Origin of the sequence: Microbacterium sp. NPDC077644, assembly GCF_040702785.1 — a bacterium.
Lineage (GTDB): Bacteria > Actinomycetota > Actinomycetes > Actinomycetales > Microbacteriaceae > Microbacterium.
This window is the reverse complement of sequence record NZ_JBFBME010000001.1, coordinates 86,217-98,518: the sequence shown is the minus strand read 5'-3', so window position 1 is coordinate 98,518 and position 12,302 is coordinate 86,217. Positions and strand designations below refer to the sequence as shown.

The window sequence follows — 12,302 nt, the reverse complement described above, 5'->3', positions numbered from 1 at the left end:
TCTGCGACCCCGCGCGAAAGCCCGCTCAGTCGACGGCGAGCGCCTCGACCGGAGCGACGCGCGTCGCCAGGCGCGTCGGGGCCGCCGCGGCCACCAGCGTCAGCACGCCCGTCGCCACGACGATGATGACGACCGGCAGCCACGGGATCGCCGGTGCGACCAGCCCGGCCGTCTCCTCGAAGAACGGCGGCATCCGCACCGATCCGAGCAGCGACTGCGCCGCGATCCAGCCGTACACGACCCCCAGCACCAGCCCGGTGACCGTGGCGGTCACGGTGATGTGCAGCGCCTCGAGCAGGATCATCCGGCGCACCTGACCGTTCGACAGGCCGACCGCACGCAGCAGCCCGAGTTCGCGTCGGCGCTGCACCACGCCGATGGTGAGCAGGTTCACGAGCCCCACCGCTGCGATGACGGCCGAGATCCCGACGAGCACCATCATGACGGCGGCGAAGCTGTCCATGATGACCGCGAACTCCGAGTCGAGCTCGCCGCCCGCCGCCTTGGTCAGCAGCGCCTTCACGGACTCCAGGGCGACGGCGAACATCGTCACGAGGGTCACGCCCATCACGACGCCGATCGCCATGCGGCTGGAGCGCTCCGGGTATCGCAGCGCGTTCTCCGCCGCGAGGCGAGCGGTCGCCGATCGCCCGAACGCACGTCCGACGAGGCGCAGAAGCGGGGGCATCACGAGCACCGCCGCCAGCGAGATCCCCGTGAACGACAGCAGCCCGCCGAAGAACGAGATCACGACGCCGAGCGGAGTGACCAGGCCCGTGAGCACGCCGAAGGCGAGCAGCGCCGCTCCCAGGATCAGCAGAAGCAGCGCACCGACGTGGCGGGTCGGCCGTGCTGCGGCATCCTCGTGCGAGCGCTCGACCGAGCCGCCGATCGCCTGCAGCGGCGTCACCGACAGCACCCGGCGCGAGCCGACCCACGCGGCGAGCCACGTCGTCAGCACGACCCCGACCGCGGGGATGAGGATCGCCGGCTGGAACAGCGTGAAGGCGTCTACGGCCCCGAGGACGCGCTCGGCGACGTACACACCGGTCGCCGCGACCAGGATGCCGACGAGAACCCCGATGACGGCCCCCAGTGCACCGACCACGAAGCCGTGGCCGGCCACCTCGGCACGCTGCGATCGCGCCGTCGCCCCGATCAGCCGCATGAGCGCGATGCGGCGGGTGCGGCCCGCGACGATCGTCGAGAATGTGTTCGCCGTGACGATGGCGGCCACATAGAGGGCGACGCCGATCAGGAGCACGGACAGGATCGCCACCACAGCGGCGAGCGTGCCGCTGTCGCCGATGTACGGGTCGGACTTCAGCATCGCGCCGATGTAGGCGGTCGCCTCGACCAGGACGACCCCGAACGCCGACGAGAGCGCCGCGACGAGGACGCTGGCGCCCATGCCGCGGTCGCGCAGCCAGCCCAAGCGCGGGCCGGTCGCCGTCGACTCGGGCACGACGGCGGACACCACGCCGGGCGTCGCGACGGCGCTCATGCCGCCACCTCGGCGGCGAGCATGTACGACGCGATCTCCTCGGCACTCTGCCGCGGGTGGTCGGCGACGATGCGGCCATCGCCGAGGAACAGCACGCGGTCGGCGTGACTGGCCGCGATAGCGTCGTGCGTGACCATCGCGATCGACTGGCCGTGTTCACGGCTCGCCGTCGCCAGCAGCTGCAGCACCTCGCGGCCGCTGCGCGAATCGAGGTTGCCGGTCGGCTCGTCGGCGAAGACGAGGTCGGGTGCGGTCGCCAGGGCACGGGCGATCGCGACGCGCTGCTGCTGACCGCCCGAGAGCTCGTGAGGACGGTGGTTCAACCGCGAGGCGAGCCCGAGCCGCTCGACGAGCCCGTCGATCCGCGCCTTCTCGATCGCGCTGGGGCGACGTCCATCGAGCTCGAACGGCAGCAGGATGTTGCCGAGGGCGTCGAGGGTGGGGACGAGGTTGAAGGCCTGGAAGATGAACCCGACGCGCCGGCGGCGCAGGATCGTCAACTCGAGGTCGCCGAGGCCGGTGATGTCGGTGTCGCCGATCCACGCGCGGCCCTGCGTCGGGGCGTCGAGCCCCGCCATGATGTGCATGAGCGTGGACTTGCCCGAGCCCGACGGCCCCATGATCGCGGTGAACTGCCCGCGGCGGATGCCGACGCTGACATCGGTGAGGGCGTTCACCGCGCCGTCGCCCGAGCCGTAGGTCTTGGTGAGGTGCTGGACGCGGGCTGCGAGCCCGAGGTCGCTGGTCGTGATCTCCATGCTCTTCACGCTACGAACGGTGGATGCCGGGCCGCATCGCTCCCCCGTCGCATCCGCCTACATCGCAAGGATGATCCGCGAGACCTCGCCGAGGCGCACCCGATGGACTAGACTAAGTGGAGCTAGCTAAGGAGTCATCATGCCCACGGTCAACATGCATGAGGCGAAGACGCATCTGTCGCGGCTCGTGGATGCCGCCTTCGACGGCGAAGTCGTGATCATCGCCAAGGCTGGTCGCCCTGTGGCGAAGCTCACGCGCATCGATTCGCCGACGACCCGTCGCCGGCTCGGGTTCCTCGCCGATCAGGCTCAGATCCCCGACGACTTCGATGAACTCGCTGCCGATGAGATCGCCGGCCTGTTCGCGGGAACGGACACCTGAGTGCGGCTGCTGCTCGACACGCATCTCCTCCTCTGGAGCGCCTACGCTCCTGACCGACTGCGGCCGGAGGCGACCCGCTTGATCTCAGACGAGTCGAACGACGTGCTCTTCAGCGCGGCGAGCATCTGGGAGGTTGCGATCAAGGCCTCGCAGGGCCGGGACGACTTCACCGCCGATCCCCACGTGCTTCGACGCGAACTGCTCGAGAACGGGTACGACGAGCTGGCCATCACCGGAGCCCATGCCGTCGCCACATCCGGGCTCCCTGATATCCATCGGGACCCGTTCGACAGGGTCCTCGTCGCCCAGGCCCGGATCGAGGGCATCACGCTCCTCACCTCTGACCGTTCCGTCGCGGCGTACGGGGCGCCGGTCCGACTCGTGTAGCCGATCGCCGGGCGGGTCAGGCCAGACCGTGTTCGAACGCGAAGACCACGAGCTGCACACGATCGCGCAGCGACAGCTTGGTGAGGATGCGGCTGATGTGCGTCTTGACCGTCGCCTCGCTGAGGAACTCGCGCCCGGCGATCTCGGCGTTCGAGAGCCCCCGGGCGGCGAGCGCGAAGATCTCCTGCTCGCGCTCGGTGAGGGCGCCGAACGACTCCGGCACCGGACGCGTCTGCGGCGTGAAGTGCGCGAACAGCTCGCGCGTCGCGGATGCCGCGATCACGCTCGACCCGGAATGCACGGTGCGGATCGCGGCGAGCAGGAACTCCGGCTCGGCATCCTTCAGCAGGAACCCGCTCGCTCCCTGCCGGATGGCCCGCGCCGCCGCCTCGTCGAGGTCGAAGGTCGTCAGCATCACGACGCGCGGAGGCTCCGGCTGCGCCAGCAGATGACCCGTCGCCGTCAGGCCGTCCATCACCGGCATCCGGATGTCCATCAGGACCACATCCGGGCGGTGGGCGGCGACGGCATCGAGCGCCTCCTGCCCGTTGCCGGCCTCGCCGACGATCTCCATGTCGGGTTGCGATGACACGAGCATGCGGATGCCGGCGCGGAACAGCGCCTGGTCGTCCACGAGCAGAACCCGGATCATGCCGTCTCCTCTCCGCTGGCAGGACCGCTGGCAGCTCCGCTGACGGAATCGCCGCCGAGGTCGCTGACGGAATCGCTGTGCGCCGACTCCCCGACGGGCAGTCTCGCATGCACGACGAACTCCTCGCCGTCCCGTTCCGCCCGCAGCGCGCCACCGATGAGCTGGGCCCGCTCGCGCATGCCGACGATGCCGTGCCCTCCCGCGCCGGCCGGGCCTGCAGCGGCGTCGCCGACGCGGTTGCGCACCTCGATGCGCACGCTGTCCGGCATCCAGGCCAGTCGCACGTCGACCGGGTCGCCGCTGCCGTGCCGGATCGCGTTGGTCAGTGCCTCCTGCAGGATCCGGTACACCGCCAGCTGCACCGCCCCCGGCGGCTCCCCCGGCGGCATCGGGTCGACGGTGACGCGCGGCTCGACCCCGGCCTGCCGCACCTGCTCGAACAGCTGCTCGAGATCGGCGATGGTCGGCTGCGGTCCGACTCCCTGGCGATGGCGCAGCTGCGTCAGCAGCATCCGCACGTCGGAGAGCGCGGCGCGGGCTGTCTGCGCGACGGTGCCGAGCGTCTCGGCCGCGATCTGCGGAGACGATGCCGCGGCGTACCGCGCACCGTCGGACTGCGCGATGATCACCGCGAGAGAGTGCGCGACGACGTCGTGCATGTCGCGTGCGATGCGCACCCGCTCCTGCTCCTCGGCGGCGGCGACCTCCGCGCGAGCCTGCGCGTCGCGCGTCGCGCGCCAGCGCAGCACCATCCGCCACCCGAAGCCGCCCAGCCACGGCGCTCCGAGGGTGAGGACGCTGACGACGGTGAGGGCGACCGCGGTGGTGATGATGCCGAAGACGCCGGCACCGGCCAGTCCGTTCACGAACACGATCTGCAGTGCCGCGATGATGCCGCCGATGACGGCGGAGCCCAGACCCGCCCAGAAGATCCGGGTCGAGCCCCACGCCGCGGTGGCGTACAGGACGCCGAGGATCGCGACGTTGATCGGCAGCGGGCCGAGCCCGGCGAGCAGCTGCACGATCGCGCCCAGCCACGCGACGCTCAGGGCGATGCCCGGTGCGAGTCGGCCGACGGCTACGGCGCCGAACTGCAGCACTGCGGCGATCACGACCGCGGCGACGGCGACCGGCTCTGCGACCGTCGTGCTCAGCTGACCCGGCGAGTAGAACACCAGCGACATCGGCAGGAACAGCGCGAACAGCAGGCTCGCCCCCACGATGTCGAGGACGAGCGCAGTGCGGGACAGCGGGCGGATCACTCCTTCACGCTACGCGAGGGCAGGATGCCGCGGCATCCGCCTGGGGATGTATTCAGGCGCGCGCGATGATTTCGCCGTGGGGCACGAGGAACCAGCCGTCGCCGGCATCCGCCCATGTGCGCCATGCGCGGCTGATGCGCTCGAGGTCCGCGCGCCCGGCGAACCCGTCGTCGACGAGTTGTCGGGCCAGGGCCGATTCGAGGATGCGGTCGGCCCACATGCCGCCCCACCAGGCGCGTTCCTCCGGGTTCGCGTAGCACCAGGTGGACGCGGTCGCCGTGATCTCCTCGAACCCCGCTGCCCTCGCCCACGAGAGCAGGCGCCGCCCGGCATCCGGTTCTCCGCCGTTCGCGCGAGCCGCTTCGCGGTACAGCCTCAGCCATTCGTCGAGCTCCGGCAGCAGCGGGAACCAGACGAAGCCGGCGTAGTCGGCGTCCCGGGCGGCGACGATCCCGCCCGGTCTCACCACCCGCCGCATCTCGCGCAGCGCCTGCACCGGATCGGCGACGTGCTGGAGCACCTGATGGGCGTGCGCGATGTCGAACGAGTCGTCCGGGAAGCTCAGCCCGTGCACGTCCTCGACCGCGAAGTCGATGTTCCGGATGCTGCGCTCCGTCGCGAGCTTCTGAGCAAGCCCCAGGGCGTCCGCGCTGATCTCGGTCGCGGTGACGCGGGCGACGACGGATGCGAAGTCCATCGTGATCGTGCCGGGCCCCGCTCCGACGTCGAGCAGGCGCGTGTCGTGGCGCAGGTGCGGCCGGAGATACTCCGCCGAGTTCGCGATCGTGCGGTTGCTGTGCGATCGCAGCACCGACTCATGGTGTCCGTGGGTGTACGTGGCCATGGGAGACGCCCTTCGGTCGGTGCGCGTCAGCGCAGTTCGGCGGCGATCCGCCGGATCGCCTCGCGGTCGGGTTTGCCGGACGACAGCGTCGCGAGCTCGTCGACGAGGATGAGCCTGGCCGGCCGCGCCGGCTTGCCGATCTCGTCGGCGACGGCCGCCCGCGCCTGCTCGAGCTGCTCGGACTCGCTGCGCCGGAGCGCCTCGCCGCGCTGGACGACGATGACGGACGCCTCGCCCCAGCGCTCGTCCTCGACGCCGACGACGACGGCTCCGGTGAGACCGGGGATGCCGCGCACGATGCGCTCGACGCGGTCGAGTGAGATGTTGACGCCGCCGGAGACGATGACGTTGTCGGCCCGGCCGTGCACCCGCACGACGCCGTCCTCGACGATGCCGAGGTCGCCGGTGCGGTACCAGCGGATGCCGTGGGCATCGCGGGTGAATGTGCGCTGCGTGAGCGCGGGGTCGCCGAGGTAGCCGTCCGCGAGCATGGGACCGGCGATCTGCAGCTCTCCTCCCTCGACCCGGACGGCGGCGGTCTCGAGCGGGATGCCGTCGTAGACGCAGCCGCCGCTCGTCTCGGTCGATCCGTACGTGCGCACGAGCTTGACGCCGAGCTCGGCGGCGCGTTCCCGCAGGGGCTGCGGCAGGGCCTGCCCTCCGACGAGGATCGCGTCGTACGCCTGCAGCGCCGCGAGGACGACCGTGTCGCCTGAGGCATCCAGAAGGGTCGCGATCTGGGCGGGGACGAGCGAGGTGAACAGCGGGCCGCTCGGCAGCATCCCGAGCGTGGCCTCGGCGAACGATCGCGGCGAGAATCCGCCGGATGGCAGAACCGGACTCGTGCCCGCGAGGATCGAGCGGACGATCACCTGGAGCCCGGCGACGTAGCCCGCGGGCAGCGCGAGCAGCCACCGGCCGGAGCCGATCCGCTCGGCGGTCGCCTCTGCACCCGCGCGCAGAGCCACGGCGCCGAGGACGACGCGCTTCGGGATGCCGGTCGATCCGGACGTGCCGATGACGACGGCCGTGCCGTCATCGACCTCGGCCGGCTGCTCCCCCAGCATCCCGAGTCCGAGCGCGGGGCCGCCGTCGAGGGCGCGCTCCAGGTCGCGCTGGAGCTGCGCGGGGTCGTCCGCCGATGTCGTGACCAGGGAGACCATGGTTCAGTAGTGCCAGGGGAAGGACGACCAGTCCGGGTCGCGCTTCTCGAGGAAGGAGTCGCGGCCCTCGACGGCCTCGTCCGTGCCGTACGCCAGGCGCGTGGCCTCACCGGCGAAGACCTGCTGACCGACGAGTCCGTCGTCGACGGCGTTGAACGCGTATTTCAGCATGCGGATCGCGGTGGGCGACTTCGTGAGCACCGTGCGAGCCATCGACAGCGCCTCGCGCTCGAGGTCGGCGTGCGGAACGACCCGGTTGACCGTGCCCATCTCATAGGCACGCTGCGCCGAGTACTCCTCGGCGAGGAAGAACACCTCTCGGGCGACCTTCTGCCCGGTCTGCCGCGCCATGTACGCCGAGCCGTAGCCGGCGTCGAAGCTGCCGACATCGGCATCCGTCTGCTTGAACTTCCCGTGCTCGGCGGATGCGATCGAGAGGTCGCAGACGATGTGCAGCGAATGCCCGCCTCCCGCGGCCCACCCGGGGATCACGGCGATGACGACCTTCGGCATGAAGCGGATCAGGCGCTGCACCTCGAGGATGTGCAGGCGGCCGGCGCGGGCCGGGTCGGCGACGGATGTCTCGTCATCGGAGTACTTGTATCCGTCGCGCCCGCGGATGCGCTGGTCGCCGCCCGAGCAGAATGCCCAGCCGCCGTCCTTGGGGCTCGGCCCGTTGCCGGTGAGCAGCACGGCGCCGATCCTCGGGTCCTGACGGGCGATGTCGAGCGCCCGGTACAGCTCGTCGACCGTGTGCGGGCGGAATGCGTTGCGCACCTCCGGCCGGTTGAACGCGATGCGGGCGATGCCGCCGTCGTGCGTGACGTGCGCGGTGATGTCGGTGTAGGCATCGGCGCCGGGGGCGAGCACCCACTCGGCAGGATCGAACAGATCGGAGACCATGCGTCCAGCCTATTCCGCCGGGCTCGGCGCGATCACCGCGCCCCGCGCTGCGCGCGCCGCGTCTTGATCCAGCCGTCGATGATGTCCCAGATTCCGATCCCGACGATGACCACGACCAGCAGCACAGACAGGATCTGTCCGACGTCGGACGGCACGTCGTCGCGGTACAGGGTCACGGCGAGGAACTCCGGGTTGACCAGCTGCCCCGTCACGACGAGGTGCACGGCTCCCGCCGCGAACACGATCGCCAGCACGGTGTTCAGCACGGCCAGGGCGGAGTTCCAGCCGCGGCGGGCGTAGACGGCGATGGCGAGCAGTGCCTCGGCGCCGATGAGCACCATCGTCGCGGTGATCCACCACGGCCACAGGTCCGGGTTCAGGATCGGCATCGACGACGTCTGCGAGCCGAGGCCGACCCCGACATCGACGCTGTCGCTCGCGAACAGCACGAATCCGACGAAGCGGTCCCACAGCAGGGCGCCGGCGGCGAGGCCGAGGAAGACGAGCGATGCGATGAGATCGCCGCGCCCGGCACCGCTCTCCTGCGGCTCGGGCAGGTCGTCGACGGTCCACGTCGTGCCCGCGTCAGCCCCGGTGCGCTCGAGGATGAAGAACACCAGAGTCGTCCAGAACGCGACGTGCACGATCGTGCCGATGCCGACGACGGCTACCTGGCCGATGATCTCGCCGATCGGCTTGTCGGCGATGCCGTTCGCGATCGCCACGCCGACCATGGCGCACGCGGGCACGATCCACAGCAGCAGCTTCAGCAGCCGCCACCACGTGAGGTAGTACGTCGGCCCGATGAGGTGCAGCGGGCGATCGGCATAGCCCGCGGCGAGCGCGGCGGGGTCTCCGAGGTCGGTGACGACGGCGCGCTCGGCATCCTCCCGGCTCTCGCCCTGTTCGACGCGTGCCTCGACGGCGTCGCCGATGGATGCTTCGAGCTCGGTGCGCACGTCCTCCTGCGCCGCTGGGGCGAGAGACTTCGTGACGGCGCCGATGTAGCGGTCTGTGAGTGCAGCAGCCATGATCAGACCTCCTGGTCTGTGTTCGTGAGGGTCGCGATGGCCTCGGTGAGGGCGGCCCATTCCGTGGTGAGGGTGTCGGCGAGGCGCATGCCGGCTCGCGAGGTGCGGTAGAACTTGCGGGGCCGCGCCTCGTCGGTGTTCCACTCGCTCGTCAGGTACTCCTGCTTCTCGAGGCGGCGCAGCAGTGGGTAGAGCGTGTTCGCGTCGGTGGCGAAGCCGTGGCGCTCGAGGTCTTCGAGCAGCCCGTAACCGTAGCCGGGCGTACGCAGCAGCTGCAGGCAGGCGAGCACGACCGTGCCGCGCCGCAGTTCCTGCAGATGGGTCTCGAGCGTCTCGTCCATGTCGATCACATTACTGTGTGTCACACACTATTGTCAACGATCCATTGATGGTCGACGGATAGGGGTACGGTTGCATGATGCTCGAACTCACCCAGGTCGACCCCTTCGACACGACAGCCGTGGACCTCTGGTGGGACATCTATGCGGCTGCCGAGCGCGCCGATCGCGGCGCCGACTCGGCGGTGTGGACGCGCAACGAGTCCAGGCACGAGCTGCAGCAGCGCAGCCGCACCGTCGACCGCCGGGCGTATCTGGCGCGCAGCGGCGGTGAGATCGTCGGCTCCGCACGGCTCGCGCTGCCGCTCCGCGACAACCTCCGCACGGCCAGCCTCGGCGTGCACGTGGCGCCCGAGCTGCGCCGCCGGGGCACGGGTTCGGCGGTGCTGACCGCGCTCGAGTCCGCTGCACGCGAGGCGGGCCGCAGCATCGTGACCTCCACCGCATCGTGGCCGGTTTCGGCCGGCGACGACGGCGAAGGCGTCCCTGGGCGCGAGTTCGCCCGGCGCCACGGGTACGCGCTCGCCCTCGGGGATGTGCAGAGCCGTCTGCGGCTGCCGCTCGACGCCGAGCTGCTCGATGACGTCGGGGCCGCTGCGGCGGCTCGCTCCGGCGACTACGCCCTTCGCTCGTGGATCGGGAACGTCCCCGCCGACGTCCTGCGCGGCTGGGCCGAGCTCGACGCCGCCGTCGACACCGAGGCTCCGACCGGCGACCTCGACATCGAACCGGCATCGGTCGACGTGGCGGAGATCCGGTCGAACGAGACGCTGCTCGCCCAGCAGAACCGCCGCAGCTTCGGCACGGTCGCGCTCGACGACACCGGCCGCGTGGTCGCGTACACGCAGCTCGTCGTCTCGGGCGACGACGGGAACGCCTACCAGTGGGGCACGCTCGTGCGGCGCGAGGCCCGCGGCCACCGCCTCGGCACGGCGGTGAAGGTCGCGAACCTGCGGATGCTGCAACAGCACGCCTCGGCGGTCCGCTCGGTGTACACGTACAACGCCGGCGTGAACGAGCACATGCTCGCGATCAACCGCACCCTCGGCTTCGCCCCTTCGGAGCACATGGGCGAGTTCCAGAAGCGCCTCTGACGTTCCGGCCGCGTGCCGAATCCCAGACGATGGTGCGGCGCACCGGCATGTCGGCGCGGGACACGCCGTGCGGATGCCGGAGCGTCTGGGATCCGGCACGTCGAGACGGGCAGAATGGCACCATGACGCCGGATCTGAACGACCTGCTCAGCACGGCACGCGTGGTCGCGCTGCCGATGACGACGCGGTTCCGCGGTGTGGACGTGCGCGAAGCGCTGCTGTTCGAGGGCCCTCAGGGGTGGGCGGAGTTCTCGCCCTTCGTCGAATACGCGGATGCCGAGGCGGCAGTGTGGCTCGCGGCATCCATCGACTACGCCTGGAACCCGCAGCCCGCCCCCGTGCGCGAGCGCATCCCCGTCAACGCCACAGTGCCGGCGGTCGGTGCTGATCGCGTCGCCGAGGTGCTGGCGCGCTTCCCCGGATGCCGCACGGCGAAGGTCAAGGTCGCCGAATCCGGGCAGTCGCTCGCCGATGACGTCGACCGCGTGCACGCCGTGCGCGAAGCCCTGGGACCGGAGGGGCGAGTGCGCATCGACGCGAACGCGAACTGGAACGTCGACGAGGCCGAGCGCGCGCTGCACGCGCTGGCGGAGTTCGACCTCGAGTACGCCGAGCAGCCGTGCGCGAGCGTGGAGGAGCTCGCCGAACTGCGCCGACGCGTGAAGTACATGGGCATCCCCATCGCGGCGGACGAGAGCATCCGCAAGGCCGACGACCCGCTCGCCGTCGCTCGGGCCGGCGCCGCGGACCTCATCGTCATCAAGGCTCAGCCGCTCGGCGGCATCCGGCGCGCGCTCGAGATCGTCAGCGAGGCCGGGCTGCCCGCCGTGGTCTCGAGCGCGCTCGACACGGCGGTCGGTCTCAGCCAGGGCGCAGCCCTCGCCGCCGCCCTCCCCGAGCTGGAATACGACTGCGGCCTGGGCACCGGCGCGCTGTTCGCAGCGGACGTCGCCGATCTCTCCCCGGTCGACGGGTCGATCCCGGTCGGGCGCGTCACACCGGATGCCGCACGCCTCGATCGGCTGGCGGCATCCGATGACCGCCGCGACTGGTGGCTGGACCGCCTGCGCCGCTGCCACGCCCTGCTCGCAGCATCCGGTTCCTGACCCGCCCGTCGCGGCTCCCCCTGCGAAACAGGTCTTGCCGTTCGAAGCAGGTCGTGGCACGGCATGTTTCGCCGAGGAGGACCTGTTTCGCACAGGGGATTCGCGGGCGGCGCGTCGGCGCTACTCGGACGGCGCGATGATCAGATCGACGAGCTGACCCAGCGCCTCGGCGCCGGCGCGGTGCAGCTTCTCGCCGTCCCATCCTGAGACCGCCGCCCGGGCCATGCAGCCCTCCCACTGGACCATGAGCATCTGCGCGGCGGCGGGCACGTCGATGCGCAGCGCGAACAGGCCCGAGTCGACGATGCCCTGGATGATTCCCTCGATGCTCGCGATCATGGCACGGTCCTGGGCGAGATAGGCCTTGCCGAACGCATCGTCGCGCAGCGCTCGGATACGGATCTCGCTCATCATCAGCACGCCGAGACGGTCATCGAGCCCGGAATCCATGACCTTTTGCACGAGCTCGATCGGGTCGGCATCGCCACGGAGCACGCCGGATGCGACGAACTCGTCGATGCGCCCGCGAACGGATGCCAGGCGCTGCTCGGCGACGGACGAGGCGAGCTGCAGGAACAGCTCGTCCTTGGACTCGAAGTTGGAGTAGAACGCCCCGCGTGTGAAGCCGGCGCGCTCGCAGATCGCCTCGACGCTCGCACCCTCGAGACCGACCTCGGCGAAGACCTGGGCTGCGGCATCCATCAATCGCGCCCGCGTGTTCTCGCGGCGCCTGGTCACCGGAATCGTCATCGAAGCCTCCTCCCCCATTCTTTCTCGAACTGTTCACATCCGGCGCACAGTTTTGCACGTCCGCCGAATCGTAGGATACACATGTGTATCGGATACATCTCTGTATCCATTCCCGCGCCGGCTCTCAC

General features: G+C 70.5%; 14 protein-coding genes. 4 read left to right on the top strand and 10 right to left on the bottom strand.

Features of this window, described 5'->3' with window-relative positions:
* Positions 1–25: 25 nt before the first annotated feature.
* Both AB0269_RS00520 and AB0269_RS00515 read right to left on the bottom strand, forming a co-directional pair.
* A complete protein-coding gene (locus AB0269_RS00520; protein WP_366209244.1) occupies positions 26–1,504 on the bottom strand; it encodes an FtsX-like permease family protein in 1,479 nt (492 codons plus the stop codon).
* Positions 1,501–2,262: an ABC transporter ATP-binding protein gene (locus AB0269_RS00515; protein ID WP_366209243.1), complete on the bottom strand. Its 762-nt coding sequence runs from the start codon at positions 2,260–2,262 to the stop codon at positions 1,501–1,503. The genes AB0269_RS00520 and AB0269_RS00515 overlap by 4 nt, the downstream gene beginning before the upstream one ends.
* A 139-nt stretch (positions 2,263–2,401) precedes the next feature.
* On the opposite strand from AB0269_RS00515, the gene AB0269_RS00510 reads away from it, so the two are divergent.
* Together AB0269_RS00510 and AB0269_RS00505 are read left to right on the top strand one after the other, a co-directional pair.
* Positions 2,402–2,644, top strand: coding sequence for a type II toxin-antitoxin system prevent-host-death family antitoxin (locus AB0269_RS00510; protein ID WP_366209242.1), 243 nt, complete (start codon positions 2,402–2,404; stop codon positions 2,642–2,644).
* Positions 2,645–3,031, top strand: a complete 387-nt coding sequence (locus tag AB0269_RS00505) for a type II toxin-antitoxin system VapC family toxin (protein WP_366209241.1) — start codon at positions 2,645–2,647, stop codon at positions 3,029–3,031.
* 16 nt (positions 3,032–3,047) lie between these two features.
* Here the strand turns inward: AB0269_RS00505 and AB0269_RS00500 are convergent, their stop codons facing one another.
* From AB0269_RS00500 to AB0269_RS00470, 7 genes are read right to left on the bottom strand one after another with little or no spacing between them, the layout of a single operon-like run.
* Positions 3,048–3,683, bottom strand: coding sequence for a response regulator transcription factor (locus tag AB0269_RS00500; RefSeq protein ID WP_366209240.1), 636 nt, complete (start codon positions 3,681–3,683; stop codon positions 3,048–3,050).
* A complete protein-coding gene (locus tag AB0269_RS00495) occupies positions 3,680–4,945 on the bottom strand; it encodes a histidine kinase (protein WP_366209239.1) in 1,266 nt (421 codons plus the stop codon). Before AB0269_RS00495 ends, AB0269_RS00500 begins: the two co-directional genes overlap by 4 nt.
* A 52-nt stretch (positions 4,946–4,997) precedes the next feature.
* Positions 4,998–5,789, bottom strand: a complete 792-nt coding sequence (locus AB0269_RS00490; RefSeq protein WP_366209238.1) for a methyltransferase domain-containing protein — start codon at positions 5,787–5,789, stop codon at positions 4,998–5,000.
* Positions 5,790–5,815: 26 nt separating this feature from the next.
* Positions 5,816–6,952 (bottom strand): AMP-binding protein, encoded by a 1,137-nt coding sequence (locus AB0269_RS00485; RefSeq protein ID WP_366209237.1) that lies wholly within the window; start codon positions 6,950–6,952, stop codon positions 5,816–5,818.
* Between the two features lie 3 nt (positions 6,953–6,955).
* Complete coding sequence (locus tag AB0269_RS00480; protein ID WP_366209236.1) at positions 6,956–7,855, bottom strand: 1,4-dihydroxy-2-naphthoyl-CoA synthase; 900 nt, start codon at positions 7,853–7,855, stop codon at positions 6,956–6,958.
* Positions 7,856–7,887: 32 nt separating this feature from the next.
* Complete coding sequence (locus AB0269_RS00475; protein WP_366209235.1) at positions 7,888–8,886, bottom strand: permease prefix domain 1-containing protein; 999 nt, start codon at positions 8,884–8,886, stop codon at positions 7,888–7,890.
* 2 nt (positions 8,887–8,888) lie between these two features.
* On the bottom strand, positions 8,889–9,227 hold the full coding sequence (locus tag AB0269_RS00470) for a helix-turn-helix transcriptional regulator (protein WP_366209234.1): 339 nt from the start codon (positions 9,225–9,227) through the stop codon (positions 8,889–8,891).
* Positions 9,228–9,304: 77 nt separating this feature from the next.
* Here AB0269_RS00470 and AB0269_RS00465 point away from each other — a divergent pair, with 77 nt between their 5' ends.
* Both AB0269_RS00465 and AB0269_RS00460 read left to right on the top strand, forming a co-directional pair.
* Positions 9,305–10,318, top strand: a complete 1,014-nt coding sequence (locus AB0269_RS00465) for a GNAT family N-acetyltransferase (protein WP_366209233.1) — start codon at positions 9,305–9,307, stop codon at positions 10,316–10,318.
* 122 nt (positions 10,319–10,440) lie between these two features.
* Positions 10,441–11,424, top strand: coding sequence for an o-succinylbenzoate synthase (locus AB0269_RS00460; RefSeq protein WP_366209232.1), 984 nt, complete (start codon positions 10,441–10,443; stop codon positions 11,422–11,424).
* A 120-nt stretch (positions 11,425–11,544) separates the two neighbouring features.
* Here the strand turns inward: AB0269_RS00460 and AB0269_RS00455 are convergent, their stop codons facing one another.
* Positions 11,545–12,174, bottom strand: coding sequence for a TetR/AcrR family transcriptional regulator (locus AB0269_RS00455; protein WP_366209231.1), 630 nt, complete (start codon positions 12,172–12,174; stop codon positions 11,545–11,547).
* Positions 12,175–12,302: the final 128 nt, after the last annotated feature.

What these genes read in the sequence shown, in the direction of transcription:
- AB0269_RS00500 (WP_366209240.1), bottom strand. Translation starts at nt 3,683, where the DNA reads ATGATCCGGGTTCTGCTCGTGGACGACCAGGCGCTGTTCCGCGCCGGC.
- AB0269_RS00480 (WP_366209236.1), bottom strand. Translation starts at nt 7,855, where the DNA reads ATGGTCTCCGATCTGTTCGATCCTGCCGAGTGGGTGCTCGCCCCCGGC.
- AB0269_RS00485 (WP_366209237.1), bottom strand. Translation starts at nt 6,952, where the DNA reads ATGGTCTCCCTGGTCACGACATCGGCGGACGACCCCGCGCAGCTCCAG.
- AB0269_RS00475 (WP_366209235.1), bottom strand. Translation starts at nt 8,886, where the DNA reads ATGGCTGCTGCACTCACAGACCGCTACATCGGCGCCGTCACGAAGTCT.
- AB0269_RS00455 (WP_366209231.1), bottom strand. Translation starts at nt 12,174, where the DNA reads ATGACGATTCCGGTGACCAGGCGCCGCGAGAACACGCGGGCGCGATTG.
- AB0269_RS00470 (WP_366209234.1), bottom strand. Translation starts at nt 9,227, where the DNA reads ATGGACGAGACGCTCGAGACCCATCTGCAGGAACTGCGGCGCGGCACG.
- AB0269_RS00510 (WP_366209242.1), top strand. Translation starts at nt 2,402, where the DNA reads ATGCCCACGGTCAACATGCATGAGGCGAAGACGCATCTGTCGCGGCTC.
- AB0269_RS00460 (WP_366209232.1), top strand. Translation starts at nt 10,441, where the DNA reads ATGACGCCGGATCTGAACGACCTGCTCAGCACGGCACGCGTGGTCGCG.
- AB0269_RS00465 (WP_366209233.1), top strand. Translation starts at nt 9,305, where the DNA reads ATGCTCGAACTCACCCAGGTCGACCCCTTCGACACGACAGCCGTGGAC.
- AB0269_RS00515 (WP_366209243.1), bottom strand. Translation starts at nt 2,262, where the DNA reads ATGGAGATCACGACCAGCGACCTCGGGCTCGCAGCCCGCGTCCAGCAC.
- AB0269_RS00520 (WP_366209244.1), bottom strand. Translation starts at nt 1,504, where the DNA reads ATGAGCGCCGTCGCGACGCCCGGCGTGGTGTCCGCCGTCGTGCCCGAG.
- AB0269_RS00490 (WP_366209238.1), bottom strand. Translation starts at nt 5,789, where the DNA reads ATGGCCACGTACACCCACGGACACCATGAGTCGGTGCTGCGATCGCAC.